Origin of the sequence: uncultured Nostoc sp., assembly GCF_964245445.1 — a bacterium.
Lineage (GTDB): Bacteria > Cyanobacteriota > Cyanobacteriia > Cyanobacteriales > Nostocaceae > Nostoc.
Genome location: NZ_CAXTNE010000152.1, coordinates 1 through 18,702 on the forward strand (window position 1 = coordinate 1; position 18,702 = coordinate 18,702).

The following is an 18,702-nucleotide window of genomic DNA, read 5'->3' on the forward strand; positions in this document are numbered from 1 at the left end:
TTATTAGACAATGCTTCTACATCTTCGGCGACAATGCGACCGTGGGGGCCACTGCCTTGAAGAGTAGTTAAATCAACTTTGAGTTCTTTGGCTAACTTGCGGGCACGGGGTGAAGCTACAAGCCTTCCTTCTTTGTGGTTAGACCCGTTTTGAGACGCTAAGGCAGGTGTAGCAGCTGAGGCTGTAGCGGTGACTGGTTCAGGGGAAACGGCAGTAGTAGCAGCCACGCCGCCGGAATTGGCAAGAGATTTGGCCTGTTCAATTTCAGCTTCCGTTTCGGCGATGAAGGCGATCGCAGATCCTACCGGGGCAGTTTCACCAGCTTCAACTATGATATGGGCAAGAAATCCCTCATAAAAGGTTTCTACATCCATATCTGCCTTATCTGACTCTACAACCACCACTGTTTCGCCTTTTTCCACTTTGTCCCCTGGCGATTTCACCCAGGAAACGATTTTGCCTTCCGTCATGGTGGAACTCAGCGCCGGCATAAATACTTCGTGAATGCTCATAGGGTGGTTTGGGAATCAATGGTTTATGGACTTTAACAGTTTTTATCAGATCGAATTGTATCTTGGTGGGAGAGTTTTGGACTGGAGATTTTATATTTTAATTGGGGAGTAGCGAGTGGGGAGTGGAGAGTGGGGGAGAGTTACTAATTTTTGACTCTTAAATCTTGACGCTTAACCCTTGACTCTAGGAACCTAAATATAACTTAGAGGTCTATAATACAGAGCGATCGTCAATGGTTAGCCAATATCTCGATCTCGTTTTAGTCGTTGACTTGGAACAACCATCACGAGTTTCTCACAGATTAAATGGGATTGCTATTTATATTCCTCATAACCACTGCTTAAGATACAGGAGCTTCTCACAGGTAGAGGATATGGGATGCAGTTCAATCTAGAATTCAAAATTGGTCATAAACCTATTTGAAATTCCTGTTTACTTTTATGTCGGCAAAGTTGAAATTCTTTTTGATTGTGATACTAAGTATCTTTGCCACTGCTGGCGCTGGAGTATATATTACGCAGAGCCAGCAATCTACACCGATTGTTGAGACTAGTGATGCACAAACCCAGCAGGTGAGAGCAATACATCAGTCTCAAGAGGTTGTGGCATACTCAAAGCGTTCAAATTTTAAAACCATACCTTTAGAAAAGCTCAACTCATCTCTCCAAGGTAGTGATCCTGCTACCCTCGCCCTGAATGCCTTTGACGACATAGGATCAGTAGGAGGAACGCGAAAGGTAGAGGTAGCTTATCCACAACGAAATCAGGCCCTTGTGACGATTACGCAAATCAAGGGGGGTAATGATTCAGTTGGTATTAAATATCGAGTTGAGATGACTACTTTTGGGCGATCGCTTTTTATTAGCTCACCTCCAGTATGGCAAATTGTTTGGGCTGGCTCCCAGATGGAATGTTGGGCTGGGAGACGCTCCCAAACAAAGTTAAATCACATCTGTGATTAGTCATTGGTCATTGGTCATAAAACAAATGACAAATGACTAATGACAAATGACAAATTTAAATATCGCCGCGAATTTCTTCTACAACGCCATCGCGCAGAACGATTTCGACTTGCATTTTGCTAATCAGGTTATCACCGATTTCTACCCGGAAAAAGCCTTCCATTTGGAATTGGTTGACTTCCTGATCTTGCTGAAGAAACTGCACTTGCTGGAGGTTTTGTAGCAATTGATTTTTCTGCTCTAGAAATTCACTTTTCTTTTGATTGACTTGGAGTTGGATATTGTCAATTTGTTGGAGGGTCTGGGGGCCAGGTGGTTGCAGACTCTGTTTTTGAATTGCAGCGATCGCTCTTTGTCCTTCTACGTCTAGCTGTTGCAGTTGCTGATCAAGTTGATTGATTTGCGTTTGCAGCTGCTGTTGTACTTCCTCTTTCCAGAGGGGAGTCACAATGACTTTGACGTTAACAACACGTTTCAGGAGCAAGTTAGATTTGGAGACATCCATAAATATTTCACGTTCACTCTTACTAGTTGGGAGGTGGAATCATCAAGCAAACATGCCGTCAATAATATCGCGATAGCGTTCCGTGACGACGTGTCGGCGAACTTTCAGTGTTTGTGTCATCAAGCCATTTTCGATGGAAAACGGTTCCAGAATCAGTTTAAACGTTCCAATGCGGTCATCCGGTCGATAGCCTGGACGATTTTGCACTTCCCGATTCAATTCTTGCCGAAATAAATCCTGGATCATTCTACTCTCGAAGTCAATTTTTTGACTAGGTGAAGAAGCAACCGGATCATTCTGTGTATCCAGTGTTAGATTTTGACTTGCTGCCCATTTTTCTAAGGCTTCGACATTGGGGACAATTAAGGCTCCCAGACTGCGCTGATCTTGGCCGACGAGCATAATTTGATCGATGTAGGGCGATCGCAAACACACATCTTCAATCGGCTGTGGCTCGATGTTTTCCCCGTTAGTTAATACAATCGTATCCTTTGCTCTGCCAGTTAGCACCAAGTCGTCTTGTGGTGTCAGCCAACCCAAATCGCCGCTATCAAACCAACCTTCAGCATCAATTGCTTTCGCTGTCGCTTCGGGATTTTGGTAATAGCCTTGCATAATCTGTGGCCCCCTCAACAATAGCAAGCCTCGCTGTTCTACTGGTAGAGGCGCTTTTGTCTCAGGATCTACAATTTTAGCTTCGGTTGCGGGGAGTGGTAGCCCTGATGCACCAATCAAATTTCGCCAAGGACGCCGCACATGGGTAACAGGAGAAGTTTCTGTCAAGCCATAACCCTGCAAAATCTGCACACCAATAATTTCAAAGAAATTATCTATGTGTCTGGGAAGCGCACCGCCGCCGCTAATCATCTGCTTAACTTGTCCTCCTGTGGCTTCTCGGACTTTGGCATAAACCAGTCGTTCTCCCAAGGCATGGAGGGGTAATAAAGCAGATGCTTGGATCTTAGCTGCTAATCGTTCAATAGCTGAAGCATGAAGATTAGTTAAACTCAATCCTTGAGCAACTCGCCGCGCTTTGATATATTTCTCGCTATTGCTGAATAAAAAGTTAATTAAGCGTTGCTTTTTGGCTGGTTGCTCACGGAACTGCTTTTGCACTCCTTCATAAATCGATTCCCACAGACGGGGTACACCCACCATGTAGTTGGGTTTAAATTGTCTCAAATCTGCTTTTACCGAGCGTAAGTTGGTATAAACTTGCGTGCAACCTTGAGATAGTAGGTAATATTCAACAGTTCGTTCGTAGCTGTGCCAGGAAGGTAGGATACTGAGAACCATATCGCCCACATTTGGTTGCACTACTGTCCTGAAAGTGAGTACTTGGTGCATCAAGTTGTTATAAGACAGCATTACACCCTTGGGTTTACCTGTGGTGCCAGAGGTGTAAATTAGGGTTGCTAGAGCATCACGATTTTGCTTGACTGGCACAAAATTATGATTTTTCCCAATTTCGAGCAATTGGGCAAAGTTCAGCAACTTTAGGGTTTCGTCTGTCGGTGGTGCTTCATCCGAAAGTAATATTACCACCTGAATTGGTAAATCTTTGAGACGGTCTTGCAGTTTTTTAAGTGTCTTTAAATCTTCAACTACTATTGCTGTACTGCCACTATTAGCAATGATAAATAGCAGTTCTTCTTTTTCTGCTTGGGAGCTACGCACCGCATCAACGGCTCCAGCAGTCATTATGCCTTGATCGGCAATAAACCAGCGAGGACTGTTGTCAGAAATTAAGGAAATGCGATCGCCTACCTTCACTCCTAACGCCTGCAACCCAGCAGCAAATAGTCGCATTTGCTCTGCCAACTGGGTATAAGTAATCGCTACTTCTGGTTTAGCATGAGGGTTGCGGAGGGCGACAACATCACCAAATCGCCCAGCTGCCAAAGGCCAAATTTCTGGCAGTGATTCCACATTTGTGTAATCTACCAACCGCTTTAATGCCTGGCGTTCTTGTTCACTGATGTTAGATAAAAAAGAAGACGCGGTTTGGGTTTTTGACATAACACCTTACCTAAATATCGTAAACGGATCGTTTTCCAGCTTATTTTGTTATTACGCTACAATAACCGTCCTTATTATCCACATTCCCCTCTGTGTATGATAATTCCAGGAATTCCACGTTTATATTTACAAAAATTTATGTTAAAGTTAATTTACATAGACTGCAAGCAATGATTATGTTTGCAGCTAAGAACAGCAATCGCCTACGTTTCACAGGAGATGATTACCTATGAATTTGATAGATGCTATACTGCTAACGCTGCTCAACATTGCTGCTTGCATGGCGTTTCCTAAGCTTTTAGCTCTTTTTCTGGCTGAGAAAACCAAACTTACTGAAGCGTTGCCGAATGTTTCTAAATTACAAGCAGCTAAAATTCAACTTACCAGTTTTCCTTATTGTACAGCTTATGCATTGACAGGCAGCCAATTCTGTAAATTTAGTCCTAATTTCTGTCATAATTGTTCTCCGAATTGATGGACAAATTGCCAGTAAATTATTTTAAAATTTAGGTGAGGTGGATAAACTACCTCACCTAAATTTTATTTATAACTATATTATTGCAAGTACAACGTTCGCGTAGCGTCTCCAAGAGTTGCAATCACAAAGACTTTGACGGTTTGACATTTTGTTACAGGGTTAGCTTACAAGTTTGCTGATGCTTGAACTAAAATGCCCTAGCGCTCTTTTATATTTCTGAAGACAGAAAAATAAGATGATGACTTTGAATCTTTTTCAAAGCCTTGCTTTATCAGCAAAATCTAATTCCTCGGCTAACTTTTTTAATATTTGACTTCTGCCTTGCGGTACTATAGCAATCCTACAGTTGTGAAAATTACTTTTTAATCGAACCACGGAGGCGCAGAGAAGCCAGTGCGTTGGGCGGGTTTCCCGACTTGAAGCAACTGGCGCGACACAGAGAGAAGAATCAACATAAATTTTCACAAATGATTTGGGGCTGCTATAGCCACCTTGAAATTGTAAGAATATATTTAGTTAGCTTATATCTAATAAAGCAAATTCAAAATATTGGTTTGAAGCAATTGTACTAATTTTGCTGCAAACTAAAAATATAGTAAACACCAATTTTGAAATCTGGAGAATCGCAATATGAGTTTAATGGATGGTATATTAGTGACGCTGCTAAATACTGTTGCTTGCCTAGCGTTGCCTAAATTGCTAGCAATTATGTCCGCTAAACGCCAAAATCCTGCAACATCAGAAGTTTCCAACTCTGAAATCCCCAGCTTTTCTTAATATAAGCTGACTATCTATAGATATCGCCTTGAAGAGGAGAAAATTTAGTTATTGGTGCAAGGCGATGTCTTACAATAATATTCAAAAATGAAAGTTTGATTATTTATTATTTGTTTTTGCTGTAGTTGTTTTAGGTTTGACGATAATAAAAAATGCGAGCAGAGTAAAAGCTAACATTTGCCAAGTCACCAAATTCCAGCCACCAAGATTCCAGCATAATAGACCAATGCTAGTACCTATAGAACCGCCGATAAAATAGGTAGTCATGTAAACTGTGTTGATGCGACTATTCGATTGAGCATCAAGAGTATATATTCTTGCAACATTAGTAACTTGGGTTGCCTGTACACCCACATCTAGTAACAATACAGCAGCAGCGATCGCCAGTGCAGAATTGGAAGCAATTTTAGCAATTACTAAACTTGCAATCACGAGCGATACAGCAAGAGTTAAGGAACGTTGGGAGTTACCTTGATCGGCTAGTTTACCAAAAACTGGTGCCATTAATGCACCTGCGATCGCCACAAAGCCATACATCCCAATTGTGTCAGATTGAAAATTAAAAGGCGCTCCACTTAAATGGAAAGTCAGCGTTGTCCAAAATGAGCAAAAGACACCAAACAATAAACCGCTAATTAAAGACGCTTCCCTTAATAATGAAAAACGTTTTAATTGCTGAAGTGTTGAAATTAATAATTCCAAATAATAACCTTTAAATTCATTTTTGACACTAGGCAAATATATATTTAGTAAGACAATAACAATTAAAATCATTACTGCCGAAAATCCATATACATAACGCCAATTCAACCATTCAGCAATATATCCACTAAAAACCCTTGCTCCTAAAATTCCAATCAATATACCAGTAAAAATGTTGCCTACGGTTTGGCCTGTAGTTACTCTATCTATACTTGCTGCTAAAGGAAGAATAATCTGAGCAGAGACTGTCGCAATCCCAATTGCTACGCTCAATATCCAAACTTCGATGATATTTTGTGAAAACGTCATGCCTATCAACAAACAGAACAAACATGCCAGTAAGCAAAGAATTAATTTTTTCTTGTTGATTTTATCGCCCAAGGGGATTAAAAAGAAAATCCCCAAACCGTAACCAACTTGCGTAAGCACAGATATGCTACCTGCTTCGCCTTCACTGACTCGAAAAGATGATGCAATATCTTTGAGGATTGGCTGATTATAATAAACGTTAGCAACACAGACACCAGATGCGATCGCCATAATCAGTACCTGGACTTTAGTTAATGTATTACTTGAAATTTGTTTTTCCATTCAACCTAAAATTTATACAGGAAAAAACTGGTTTACAGTACAGCTAAAACCAGGTAATAGGGGAGAAATTATATTATCATTACTAAATAGAGTTTCTACCAATTTAAGTTGATTTTGTTCGCGTCGATAAACCTCTAGTTTATGCGATCGCCAATCAGCAATCCAATACTCTTTTACTCCTCTGGAAGAATAAAGCTTAAGTTTAGCTTCCTTATCTCGCCTTTCGTCTGACTTGCTTGCAGACAAGACTTCTACTATTAAATCTGGTGCGCCAGTTAAATGTCCCTCTTCATCCAACATTAACGCCAAGGTTTCCTTAGTAGCCCAAACCACATCAGGAATTACATTATCTGATTCTGTAAACAAAACACCAGGGTTGATCACAGCTTCTCCTAAACCAGTAGAATCTGACCAAATGTTAAACTGTTGGAAAATTCTGCCACAAGTTTGCTGATGTTTAAAGTGAGGTGCCCTAGTCACAAATAATTCTCCCTCAACTATCTCGTAGCGCGTCCCTTCATTTTCTGCAAAGAGTTCCACATCATGAATTGTCCAGTGTACTCCTGTTGTTAACATCTGGCTCATCGGCTAACTCCTTTAATCTTGCTCTTGTATTTCAATTATAAAATTTAATTATCACTTGCGATTTTCGCGCCGCCACTTACCCCGTACTAAGCGAATTTCATCAAAAGTGTAGCTTTCACCGAGTTGTTCTCGAATTGGCGTTAAAGAGATATCACCAAGCACTTCTAAAACTTGCCAAATTTTTTGTTGATGTTCAATAGGTACTAACTGATTTATGTCTACAGGCTGATTTTTTTCAATTAAATCTGTCAGATGGCGAATAATTGTTGTGGGGCGAATATTGCGTTTTTTGGCAATCTCATCAACACTTAAACCTTGTTTATGTAATTGTAATGTGAATATTTCTGTGTCGGAAGGTAAGCTAACAGAGGGTATAAAACTAACTTGGGGTGGATCTATCAAACCTTTTTCTTGGCGGTAGGCGCGAATTTCTGCGAGGAATTTATCGCCATATTGGGAAAGTTTGTGACTACCTACACCGGAAAGTTTACCAAATTCGGTTAGTGTTGTGGGTTGTACCTGTGCCATCAATTTTAGGGTAGAATCCTGAAAGACAACGTAAGGTGGTACAGATTGTTCATCAGCAAGTTGTTTACGGAGCGATCGCAACCTCTGCATTAATATCTCTGCTTGGGCAGCCTTCTCACTCCCTTCTTCCCAAGTAACCTTCTGTGCTACGGGAACAACAAGGGAAACTGTACGCTGTCGCCGCATCACTTCCCAACTGAGGGGGTTAAGTTTCAAAACTGAGTAACCATCGCTAGTCTGTTCTAACAACCCTTGATGTAAAAGCGATCGCGCTAACATTCGCCATTCATCTACACTCTTATCTTTGCCAATACCGTAAGTAGAAAGTTTATCGTGTTCGTACTGAATAATTTTGTCTTTTTTTGCCCCCCGCAACACATCAATAATGTGCAGCATCCCAAATCTTTCTTTACAACGCGCCACACAAGATAAAAACTTCATGGCTTCAATTGTCCAGTCTTGCATTGGTTTGGGATGACGGCAATTATCGCAGTTACCGCAATCACCTAGAAAACGTTCCCCAAAATAACCTAATTGAATTGTCCGCCGACAAACAGTACCCTCAGCATAGTCAATTACCTGACGCAGTTGTTGTTTAGCAATTAACTGTTCTTGGGGGTCAGTTTTTTGGTTAATACTCCATTCAATGGTTTTAATATCACTGAAACTGAAAAAAAGCGTACAACGTGAAGGTTCACTATCCCTTCCTGCCCTACCTGATTCTTGATAATAACTTTCTAAATTACGCGGTAAATCATAGTGAATTACTAACCGCACATCTGGCTTATTAATTCCCATTCCAAAAGCAATTGTCGCCACCATGACGCGCACATCATCCCGAATAAATCGAGTTTGATTGCTACTGCGTTCTTCATCAGTTAATCCGGCATGATAAGACAAAGCAGAGATTTTATCATTTTGCAATTTAAAGGTGAGTTCATCAACTTTTTTGCGCGTTAGGCAATAAATAATTGCTGAACCTTCGCTTTCCCGGACGAGTTCTAATAATTCAGCATACGCAGACTTGCTTTTAGAACGGACTTCATAATAAAGATTTTGGCGGTTAAAGCTAGCAATGTGGATACTGGGTTGCTTTAGCCCTAGTTGTTGGATAATATCAGCACGGACGCGATCGGTTGCTGTAGCAGTGAGGGCGAGTGTAGGGACATCAGGATAACGTTTCCGCAGAGATTTCATCTGGCGGTATTCAGGGCGGAAGTCGTGTCCCCACTCAGAGACGCAGTGGGCTTCGTCAATGGCAAAAGCCGCAATGCCAATTTTTTCTTTGACTAAATCGAGAAACGGGAGAAATCTTTCACTCAACAGACGTTCTGGGGCGACGTAAAGTAATCTAACTTTACCGGTGAGGATAGCTTCTTCCCGCGATCGCACCTTATAGGGATTCAGACTACTATTTAAAAATGTGGCAGCAATATTATTATTACGTAGTCCTTCCACTTGGTCTTGCATCAAAGCGATTAACGGCGACACTACCACAGTTAAGCCTTTTTTTATCAATGCAGGTAACTGAAAGCACAGAGATTTTCCCCCACCCGTAGGCATCACAATCAATAAATCTCGATTTTGCAGCGCATCTTCGATAATTTGCCGTTGTCCGGGGCGGAATCTGTCATAACCGAAGTGATATTTTAGCGCTTGTTCGAGATTGGGGTACTGAAGCATAGCGATCGCTTTTTCCGAGGCTGTCTGCGTGAGTAGTTATTGAAGATATAAGGATTTTAACTCACATCACCAGCAGCTTTGGTCAGGGCTGCGTTTCTGGAGTGCGTAGGCGCAGCCCGCACATCGACAAAGCTCAGTGACCACCGCAGGCATCGCACGCTCATCAACGATGATAAATGAGCGTAGGCGCAGCCCGTCGTAGACATCGCTTGAGATTTAAGACAGTCGCTACAAAATCGGCGATCTTACTTGTATTGAGCTAATAAACATCGTCATGAGTACCAATGTCTAGCAAAAGAACAACTTGTTCCTCACTCTCGTCATCGGTTTTCAGTGAGAAAACAATGCGACAATCATATCCACAAGACCATGAAAACAACCCTAATAACTTTCCCTCTAGCTTGTGAGTGCCCAAGTTTCTATTCTGCCCTGCAAGTCAGCATTACGACGAGCAAATTTTCGGAAACTTCTTTTAAATTTGCTCGTGACAACCAACTTATACATCGGCTGCACTTGGGTTATTGAGATATTCCCGTAATTCTTGAATTGCTTCACTAGCAGTCTGGACTTTGAGTCTACCTGCTTGGAATTCAGCAATGGAAGCTGCTGCATCTGAGGCAATTTCATCTCGCCGACTTTCAATAATTCGGTTTTTGAGAATTTGTACCAGCATTTCTTGTTGCTCTAAAGTAAGCTCCATTGCGGCATCTAAAACTCTATCTTGGTCAATTATATTTCAAATGCCGTCATGTCCATCACCAAGACAAGTGACTGTACTAGCTAGTAGCTGTTCATTAACCCAATCAATCACAACTTCATTATCCTGAAATGAAGTTCCAACTATTCCCAGATGATGTAAGCTAATCGCTTTATAACCAAGCCAAGCACATATTTCACCTGATGGAGTCCGAACACGGATGTTCCCACCATCAACGCTTAATTCTTCAACCGTATCTTCTGGCCTCGGCAATTCAAAGTTTTGGCGATGCACCAATCTCTGTTGACTGCTAGGGGAAACTTGTACGCCTATAAAATACTCGATATCTGCTGCTGCATCTTGATAGCTGACTGTCTTCACTTACGCGTAAACAGCAAATTTCCGGATACGGACTCAGTTGATTGCTAGAAGGTACTTCCAACTGCTCCGCTTGCTTGCTTGTGATTGGCAATTCTCCCAGAATACTTTTTAATCGTCGTTGATACCCGGCATTTGTGCCCGTAACTGTTTCGATAAAAAAACCCCTACTTCTGGCATAACATGCTTCTGCATTTGACTTCGCACTGCCGATTCAATTCCTGCAAGGCTTATTAGCCTTTCTGGTGAAGTATCTTCATATAGTATTTTAGCGATCGCTCGAACATGTTCTTGAAGAGCTTGCTTCTGTTCTGGGGTCATTGGTAAGTAAATATACTCATTTTACTTATCATGACTGATTTTCGCCCTCTTTGCAAAAAACTGGGATGCTCCCAACGGAAAGTTAGCCAATCTGAAGCTGAGTCCCTAGCTAAGTTTTTTAATGACCATTATTCTGGGCTTTCCCTAACGGCTTTTGATTTTGGATAGCGAGAAAATTGAAGATTATGTTTTTACACATTTGAGATGCTCCCGTTAACATCTACCTAACCGAGAATTTGCAGTTATTACTTTCCCTTGATGCCCAATGTGGGTACATTTTAACTGTGATTCTAAAGCATCAATCTTTCGTAAAAGTGACACTCCCCACACTATAGAAATCACCAACTTGATTGTCATTCCCACGAGCAAAAGTGTCACTATTGTAGCAGTTTTCTTTTGTTGAATCAGTCTTTTTTGTTGTTCTGCAAGTCGTCCTTCAATTTCTTTGGCGCGTTCGGCTTCTAATGCGTGCTGCATTTCTCGCCTATCTAATTCTTCACTAGCAGCTAAAAATCGATAATCTAAGTTACTCAAGCTTTTGCCATTTGCCCAAGTTTGGGCATCAATTAAGGCTTGTCCGCGCAATAGACGAGATTCATCCTTTTCGTTTGAGGCTATCCATATATTGAAGGTTTCGTAGTAAGGGCGCAAGTAAGCTAATTTTTTTCCAACCCATTCTAAATTGAAAACTTCTTGATAAATTCGATTTTTGATTTGGAGAAAACCTTGCTTTTTAATTACCAAACCAGATAGCAACAGTTCTACCTGTTCTCGGCTATCGTCGGCTGGGACTTTGACTCTTTGGAGGATTTGTTGATAAATTCCCAGCAATCTGGCGGCAATTTGTTCGTTTCCAAGGATGCGATCGCGAATTGTCCGTAAATGCTCCGGTTCATCTTGTGATTCCCATTTTTCAATGATGTATGATCGCACTACATTTTCTATCCAAAATTCCTCTGCACCAGGGGGTATTTTTAGTTTTCTACCCACATCATTTTGAGATAAACTGACAAGTAGCCGACATAGCTTTTGAGTAAGAAATGGTTGCCCTTCTGTCCAAGCTAATACTTCTTTCAAAAGTTTTTGGGGATGATTATCTTTAATATTTAGTCCCAAAGATAAGGGTTGAGCTTCTTCAAATGTGAATCCATTTACTTGGATGGCTTTACCAATATTAAACGGCGTAGTATTATTTCGATATCGAATTAAGTCTGAAGGTGTTGCAACACCAAAAATTGCAAATGTAATCCGATGATACTCTGGATCGATTGCTCGTTGGTTATAACAAAAGCGAATCAAGCTAAAAAAGTCATCAACAGAGAAATCGAGGCTAAGAATACTATCAATTTCATCAATGAAAATAAATAGTCTTTCATTAGGAAACTGAGCTAACAGTATTTCCGAAATAAATCGGCTAAGTCTTTGAACTAAAGAAATATCATTTTGTTCTTGCCACCAACTTTTTAAATTGACTTTACCTAACAGTTTAAAGCCTAACCATAAATCACCTACCACTCCCTTATACCATTGCTCTGGAGTTATATTTTCACAACCGATATTAGTCATATCAACGGTGGCACATTTAAAGCCCTCTTGTTGAAAGCGATGCTTTGTTTTTACCATAAGCGAGGATTTGCCCATTTGCCTACTGCTCAGGATGTAGCAAAATTCACCCTGCTTCAAGGCTTCGTAAAGTTCCACATCCGCTCTGCGTTCAACATAGCTAGGTGCGTCAGTTGTAAGGGTTCCACCAACTTGGTATCGATAATTGTTCATTTGATTTAAAATATTAAACTAGTTCTCATTTTTAATAAATGAATTTGTATTGAGATAATTGATTAAATTCATATTAAGAACGAGAACAAGTATTTTTATTATCTCTGTTTCAACAGTTTACCAGAACTATTATGACCTTGAACGTCCCAGTTGTTGGCTAAAATAAAAGCGATATAACTCACACATTGTATGAGCTTGATTTCCGTTTAGTTGAACCAAACCCATACTTTCGAGCTTGTAAGCAGCGATCGCGTCTAGCTCCACTTTTTCATCTGTTGCAATTACCTTTTCCATAGCTGACATTAATTCTGGTTCTTTTTGGAGTAAGCGCAACAGTTCTCGTAAATGCTGACTGTAAATTCCCACTTGTGTAGATGCGCTTTCTAATAACACCTCTAATGTTATTTCTTCATGACATAGATGATAAAGCGCCAGACTCACCAAATAGGGATGTCCTCCTACCATTGCTTGTAAGGGTACAAGGCGTTTTGCCCCTTCAGAGTCTGCTGCCCAATGTAGCCCGTAAGCTAATGCTAATTTCTGTACCTGATTGAGGGTAAACGGCGGCAACGTAATTGTTATCCCAACATTGAAAGGTGATTGGTTTAGCTTGAGTGGAATATAAATTTCTGTGGTATGAACTACGACCATTCGGAGTTTTTGCCAGATTTGATCCTGCTTTGCTTGTTCGTGCCAAAATCGCAGCATTGGCAGAAAGTCTTGGGCAATATTGGGATGTTCAAAAACTCGATGGACTTCATTCAAAGCCAAAACTACAGGACTTTGCTCAATGTATTGCAGCAGATATGCTTCAAAATAGATTTTACAGCTTACCTTGCTGCCCATTTCCGTATCCCAAAAATCATCTAGACTGGGAAGGAGATTTAATTGCCTGCTGACATTGACACAAAACCAACGCAAAAATTTATCCAGAAATGCAAAAACATCTTCGTCAGCTTCTTGAAAGTCCAAATAGACAATTTGATAACCTTGCTCTCTAGCATAAGCAATCATCCGGTTCAACAGTGAACTTTTTCCCGTTTTTCTAGGTGCTTTGATTCGGATTAAGCAACCAGGGTGTAAAATCTCGTTATAAACAAGTTCTTCTAAGGGAGGGCGATTGATGTAAAGAGGAGAACCGAGTGGTACAGGCCCGCTAGGAAATTCGATCTTACTTGCTGAAGACAAGTCTGGAGAAACCACTTTTAAGCTAGATTCTTCGCCTAACTTTTCTTGGCTCCGATTCTCCTGATCAGTTATCTTCTCTTGCAGGTATTTCTCCAAGGCTAAATGCAGATTTTTTTTCGTTATTTTCTTTCCAAGTGCAACGGAAAGGTCTTGCCACAACTCAGAGCCAACTTCCTTGATGTAATTGTTGCGGTAGCCAGATACCTCTGCCATTTCATCGTAAGTTTTGCCCAACCACGATTGAGAGAGCACAAAACATTGAATTGAAGCAAGAGGCTTGTCTTGCAAAATTGTTTCTACTGCTTGCAGAATATCTTCCACGGATATTAGTATTAAAGGTTAAACAGTTAGTAGAGGCATTTATTCAATTTGGTCTAGTAATAATATACAACCAATTAACAATTCAAAATTCAAAATTTAAAATTAAAGAGGCTTCTGCGTTCCTAACAAATAGAGAAATAAGGATTCCGAGACATGACCGAAGAAGAATTCGGAATTTAGGAGCCAGAATCCAGAATGGATTAGTGATTTGAAACACGCGTGATATTAAATTCTTTCCTTTGTGACTCTTCGCCCTGACTTGACTGCTAGGGTAGGGTATTCTGAATTCTGAATTCTGTCTTCAGGAGGGCTTCTCATTTCTTCAGTGCCACAGTCAAGCCATCTGCGATCGCTACTAAACTAAGACTAACTCGCTGGTCTTGATGCAGCTTTTGATTAAAGGCACGAATCTTTTTAGTTCTATTATCTTGCACTTGGGGGTCGGCGACCCTACCTGACCAGAGGACATTATCGATCGCAATCAGTCCTCCCGGACGCACTAATTGTAGCGATCGCTCATAATAACCATCATAGTTGCTTTTATCTGCATCGATGAAAGCAAAATCAAAGGTTTCTGCTTCTTTGGTTGCCAGTAGCCAATCCAAAGTCTCTAAAGCTGGGGCAATGTGCAGTTGAATTTTATCCGCCACTCCCGCTTGCTGCCAATAGCGCCGAGCGATCATTGTAAATTCATCACTCACATCACAGGCTACCACCTTCCCGTCCCTCGGTAACGCCAATGCCACCACCAACGAACTATAACCTGTAAATACCCCAATATCCAAAGTTTTCTTAGCTCCCAATAACTGCACCAATAACGCCAAAAATTGCCCCTGTTCGGGAGCAATCTGCATTCTACCTATTGGATACTGGGCTGTTTCCTGTCTCAGTTGGGTTAAGATTTCCGGTTCTCGCAAAGAGATTGATAGTAAATAGTCATAAAGGTTTTGTTCGAGTCCTAGTGTTTGAGTTGTCATAAGATTGGGGATTGGGGATGAGTCTTTTTTACTCGTGGACAAGTCTTTTTTACTCGTGAATGAGTCTTTGATACTCGTGGACGAGTCTTTGATACTCGCCAACAATTTTTTAGAAGTCAAAATTATCTTTAAATACAACTTAGTATGATGAGCAAAGCGATCGCTCAGGATATTTAGATCATGCCAAACCTCAAAGAAGATGATAACGCCTTGCGTAAGGTGTTAACCCAAGCCAAAACTATCGCTGTTGTGGGTTACTCTGATAAACGCCATCGTACCAGCTATCAAATCGCCCAATTCTTGCGACAAGTTGGCTACAAAGTCTATGCCGTCAACCCTCTAATTAAAGAAATTGACGGTGAATCCAGTTATGCTGCACTTCAGGAATTACCAGAACCTGTGGATATTGTTAATGTGTTTCGGCGTTCTGAGTACTTGCCAGAAATTGTAGATGAAGCAATTTCGGTCAACGCTAAAACTGTGTGGGCGCAATTGGGTATCTGGCATCAATCATCAGCACAAAAAGCAATAGAAGCAGGACTCAACGTAATGATGGATGCCTGTATAAAAATTGAGTATCTACGGCTGAGAGTGGATTCCGCAAGAAATGTCTAAAATTACAATCTACTTTTACATTGCTCATTATGCGTACAGATAACTTTAAAAGGAACGTAGATTGTCATTATTGTGCCAAAAGCGATGTCTACGACGGGCTGCGCCTACGCACACACATTCTATATATGTAGAGATATTGCATACCAAGCCTTTGTTTGAGTTACTTGCCTAAACCCTTTTAGAATAAAAACTATTGTAGGGAAATTTTATTACTAAACTTGCTTGTATTCTGGGAGGTATGATGAGCCGTCCAATAATTCTTGGTATTGTAGGCGACAGCGCTGCTGGGAAAACAACACTAACGCGAGGAATCGCCCAAGTACTCGGCCCAGAAAATGTTACGCTGATATGCACAGATGATTATCACCGTTACGATCGCCAACAGCGTGCAGAGATTGGCATCACTGCCCTCCACCCAGACTGCAACCATTTAGATATTATGCAGCAACACTTGTCGTTGCTACGCACAGGACAGCCAATTCTTAAACCAGTTTATAGCCATAAAACTGGCACATTCGAGCCACCGCAGTATATCAAGCCCAATAAATTTGTGATTATTGAGGGATTACTCGGTTATTCTACCCGTGCTGCTCGTGATTCTTACGACGTGAAAGTTTACCTTGCACCGCCTGAAGACCTACGCTCTAAGTGGAAAGTTAAGCGAGACACGCAAAAGCGCGGCTACACAGATGAACAGGTACTAGCAGAATTAGAAAAACGCGAACCAGACTCAGCAGAGTTTATCCGTCCGCAGCGACAATGGTCTGATATAGTAATCAGTTTCTACCCACCCACGGGCGAAGATGATGAAACCAATGGACACCTGAATGTGCGTTTGGTACTACGTCCGACAATTCCCCACCCAGATTTTACCCCGATTATCAACTCTACCTATGGTAATTCTGACTCAGCGATCCGCCTGGGGCTAGACAGGGATATGAGTAAGCCGGTGGATGTCTTAGAAGTTGATGGTCATGCAACCTTAGAACAGGTGAATAAGCTAGAGCATATTATTTGTTCTGATATGCCCCATTTACGAAGTATTTGCGATCGCGAAAGTAATCCCGAACTGGGTAAAATTGCTGGTACAACTGGAGAAACACTGCAAAGTTATCCTCTCGCTTTGACTCAGTTAATAATTACCTACCACATGCTCAAAGCAACGCAAATTTATCAGTAAGCGGTGAAAATGAAGGGATTTACAGGGTTTGTGATTGCGTGTAGTGTTTGTTGGCCTGCTGAATTATGCGATGCCTACGGCGGTAAACTACGCCTTTTACTGACGCTATTCAAACTTCAGAGGATGTTTGAAAAGTCCAAGAAGGTATAATTTGCCATTCTGAGTGAAGCCTCTTATAGAGAAGCACAACCAAGAATCTAGACTATAGATTTCAGGCTGCTGTCACTCGCCTTTAAGCAAACCGTAGGCAAGTGTATTGAATATACCGTTTTGAGTTTTCGTATGTTGCCTTAAGCACCCTTCTAGCTTAAATCTGTTTTTCTCTAAAACCTTTACTGAAGCGGTATTGAAATCAATAACATGAGCATTTAGGCGAATCACTTCAAGATTATCAAACGCGTACTGAACAAAAACACGGAGCGCATCAGTAGCTAATCCTTGCCCACGATATGCTTTAGCTAGCCAGTAGCCAATCTCTGCTCTGTGTGCTTTTTTAACTTTTAAGTCATCTACATCAACTGAGCCAATTAAATAACCTTCAGGGTTGCGAAGTGCAAAGGATATTTCTCTTCCAGTTTCTCTTAAAAACTCAAGCCTATGCTGTATCCACCAATCTGCGGCAGTTTCTGTATAAGGATAGGGGATGACAGGAATTGTATAGGAAATACTTCTGTCGTTGAAATGTTCCAAGTAAGCAGTTTTATCTGTGGGGTAAATGCTAGTTAAATGAAATCCGTCACGGATATTGAGTTCCATATCGGAGATTTATAACAGATTATTGAATTACATTAGGTAAACTAACACCTATCTAATCTCAATTACCACACATATAACAGCATAGTTGATAAAACCGCTTAACTCTAGGTGTAACAGCTTGCTATTGATGACCATTATTCTTGTGAAGGCGAGATGTGCCGAAAGGAAAAAATTGCCAAAGATTAAAGATTTTTTCAAATAAAGATAATTTATCGAGCAAACAAGGGATAACTAAAGATAGTTTGATGTGTGGTGACGATTATCTTAGTTTATGACCTATTGCCTTAGAATTGCCGACTTACCTACAAATGAGCGTCCGCGTGAGCGATTAATGACGCATGGTGCAAAAATTTTAGCCACAGCAGAGTTAATCGCAATTCTTCTAGGCACCGGTCAAGGGCCAGGAAAACTATCGGCTGTGGGTTTGGGACAATATATTTTGAGCGAATTAGGCAAACACCAACGCGATCCTTTGGCAGTTTTGCGAGAAGTTAGCCCTGCTGAATTGATGCAAATTTCTGGTGTTGGCCCAGCGAAAGCGACAAGTATTTTAGCAGCAATTGAATTAGGCAAACGCGCCTTTCAATCTCGCCCTAATGACGGCACATTAATTGATAGCCCACTTGCCGCTGCTGCTACCCTCAGTCAAGATTTGATGTGGCAAATACAAGAACGTTTTGCAGTGGTGCTATTAGATGTTAAGAATCGCTTATTAGGTACACAAGTAATTACCATTGGTACAGCAACCGAAACCCTAGCCTCTCCCCGTGATATTTTTCGGGAAGTTATTCGTCAAGGTGCAACGCGGGTAATAGTTGCCCATAACCATCCTTCTGGAAACCTCGAACCCAGTCAGGAAGATATAGAATTGACGCGTCAGTTGTTAGTAGGGGCGCAGCTTTTGGGCATTCCGGTACTAGATCATCTGATTTTGGGTAATGGCAATCATCAGAGTTTACGGGAACTGACAACCTTGTGGGATGAGCATCCGCAGGGGGATTAGCGAAAGAGCAGGGGAGCAGGGGAGAAAGATATGCTCATTCCAAAAGCAAAAAGGGTTTCAGAGCAAGTAAATTTATTTATGCCCAAATGCAAAAATATTGATTTTTAGCCGAAAGTGCCACGAGAAATAATGGGCAGGGGGCAGGGG

At 41.2% G+C, this 18,702-nt stretch carries 18 protein-coding genes and 1 pseudogene; 6 read left to right on the plus strand and 13 right to left on the minus strand.

Annotation, left to right across the window (positions count from 1 at the left end; translation table 11 throughout):
- On the minus strand, positions 1 to 512 hold a 512-nt coding region (locus tag ACFE90_RS22825; protein ID WP_375504577.1), incomplete at its 3' end, for an E3 binding domain-containing protein.
- 441 nt (positions 513 to 953) lie between these two features.
- Here ACFE90_RS22825 and ACFE90_RS22830 point away from each other — a divergent pair.
- Positions 954 to 1,475, plus strand: coding sequence for a hypothetical protein (locus ACFE90_RS22830; protein ID WP_375504579.1), 522 nt, complete (start codon positions 954 to 956; stop codon positions 1,473 to 1,475).
- Positions 1,476 to 1,530: 55 nt separating this feature from the next.
- On the opposite strand, the gene ACFE90_RS22835 is transcribed toward ACFE90_RS22830, so the two are convergent.
- Complete coding sequence (locus tag ACFE90_RS22835) at positions 1,531 to 1,980, minus strand: YlqD family protein (protein ID WP_012412623.1); 450 nt, start codon at positions 1,978 to 1,980, stop codon at positions 1,531 to 1,533.
- 42 nt (positions 1,981 to 2,022) lie between these two features.
- The gene (locus tag ACFE90_RS22840; RefSeq protein ID WP_375504581.1) at positions 2,023 to 3,999 is read right to left on the minus strand and encodes an AMP-dependent synthetase/ligase; all 1,977 of its coding nucleotides are present in this window, start codon (positions 3,997 to 3,999) and stop codon (positions 2,023 to 2,025) included.
- 229 nt (positions 4,000 to 4,228) lie between these two features.
- On the opposite strand from ACFE90_RS22840, the gene ACFE90_RS22845 reads away from it, so the two are divergent.
- Positions 4,229 to 4,474 (plus strand): hypothetical protein, encoded by a 246-nt coding sequence (locus tag ACFE90_RS22845; RefSeq protein WP_375504583.1) that lies wholly within the window; start codon positions 4,229 to 4,231, stop codon positions 4,472 to 4,474.
- 633 nt (positions 4,475 to 5,107) lie between these two features.
- Positions 5,108 to 5,254: a hypothetical protein gene (locus ACFE90_RS22850; RefSeq protein ID WP_375504585.1), complete on the plus strand. Its 147-nt coding sequence runs from the start codon at positions 5,108 to 5,110 to the stop codon at positions 5,252 to 5,254.
- A gap of 99 nt (positions 5,255 to 5,353) precedes the next feature.
- Here the strand turns inward: ACFE90_RS22850 and ACFE90_RS22855 are convergent, their stop codons facing one another.
- The 9 genes and pseudogenes from ACFE90_RS22855 to ACFE90_RS22895 form a co-directional block, all read right to left on the minus strand.
- Positions 5,354 to 6,547, minus strand: coding sequence for an MFS transporter (locus ACFE90_RS22855; protein WP_375504587.1), 1,194 nt, complete (start codon positions 6,545 to 6,547; stop codon positions 5,354 to 5,356).
- A gap of 12 nt (positions 6,548 to 6,559) precedes the next feature.
- Positions 6,560 to 7,132, minus strand: a complete 573-nt coding sequence (locus ACFE90_RS22860; protein ID WP_375504589.1) for a Uma2 family endonuclease — start codon at positions 7,130 to 7,132, stop codon at positions 6,560 to 6,562.
- A gap of 51 nt (positions 7,133 to 7,183) precedes the next feature.
- Entirely contained in the window at positions 7,184 to 9,343 is a 2,160-nt protein-coding gene (recQ, locus tag ACFE90_RS22865) for a DNA helicase RecQ (RefSeq protein WP_375504591.1), read from the minus strand.
- A 56-nt stretch (positions 9,344 to 9,399) separates the two neighbouring features.
- Complete coding sequence (locus tag ACFE90_RS22870; protein WP_375504593.1) at positions 9,400 to 9,549, minus strand: hypothetical protein; 150 nt, start codon at positions 9,547 to 9,549, stop codon at positions 9,400 to 9,402.
- A gap of 290 nt (positions 9,550 to 9,839) precedes the next feature.
- Entirely contained in the window at positions 9,840 to 10,043 is a 204-nt protein-coding gene (locus ACFE90_RS22875; RefSeq protein WP_375504595.1) for a hypothetical protein, read from the minus strand.
- Positions 10,044 to 10,082: 39 nt separating this feature from the next.
- Positions 10,083 to 10,739, minus strand: a pseudogene (locus ACFE90_RS22880) (ISKra4 family transposase); the annotation flags it as partial.
- A gap of 213 nt (positions 10,740 to 10,952) precedes the next feature.
- Complete coding sequence (locus ACFE90_RS22885) at positions 10,953 to 12,515, minus strand: AAA-like domain-containing protein (RefSeq protein WP_375504597.1); 1,563 nt, start codon at positions 12,513 to 12,515, stop codon at positions 10,953 to 10,955.
- Positions 12,516 to 12,644: 129 nt separating this feature from the next.
- Complete coding sequence (locus ACFE90_RS22890; RefSeq protein WP_375504599.1) at positions 12,645 to 14,024, minus strand: AAA-like domain-containing protein; 1,380 nt, start codon at positions 14,022 to 14,024, stop codon at positions 12,645 to 12,647.
- A 314-nt stretch (positions 14,025 to 14,338) separates the two neighbouring features.
- Positions 14,339 to 15,001 carry a class I SAM-dependent methyltransferase gene (locus ACFE90_RS22895; RefSeq protein WP_375504601.1) on the minus strand — a complete coding sequence of 221 codons (663 nt, stop codon included), beginning with the start codon at positions 14,999 to 15,001 and terminating at the stop codon, positions 14,339 to 14,341.
- Between the two features lie 180 nt (positions 15,002 to 15,181).
- Between ACFE90_RS22895 and ACFE90_RS22900 the strand changes: the two genes are divergently transcribed.
- Both ACFE90_RS22900 and ACFE90_RS22905 read left to right on the plus strand, forming a co-directional pair.
- The gene (locus tag ACFE90_RS22900; RefSeq protein WP_375504603.1) at positions 15,182 to 15,616 is read left to right on the plus strand and encodes a CoA-binding protein; all 435 of its coding nucleotides are present in this window, start codon (positions 15,182 to 15,184) and stop codon (positions 15,614 to 15,616) included.
- Positions 15,617 to 15,857: 241 nt separating this feature from the next.
- Positions 15,858 to 16,796, plus strand: a complete 939-nt coding sequence (locus ACFE90_RS22905; protein ID WP_375504607.1) for a phosphoribulokinase — start codon at positions 15,858 to 15,860, stop codon at positions 16,794 to 16,796.
- 222 nt (positions 16,797 to 17,018) lie between these two features.
- Here the strand turns inward: ACFE90_RS22905 and ACFE90_RS22910 are convergent, their stop codons facing one another.
- Complete coding sequence (locus ACFE90_RS22910; RefSeq protein ID WP_375504605.1) at positions 17,019 to 17,552, minus strand: GNAT family N-acetyltransferase; 534 nt, start codon at positions 17,550 to 17,552, stop codon at positions 17,019 to 17,021.
- A gap of 271 nt (positions 17,553 to 17,823) precedes the next feature.
- Between ACFE90_RS22910 and radC the strand changes: the two genes are divergently transcribed.
- A complete protein-coding gene (gene radC, locus ACFE90_RS22915) occupies positions 17,824 to 18,555 on the plus strand; it encodes a DNA repair protein RadC (RefSeq protein WP_229463143.1) in 732 nt (243 codons plus the stop codon).
- The last annotated feature ends 147 nt before the right edge of the window (positions 18,556 to 18,702 follow it).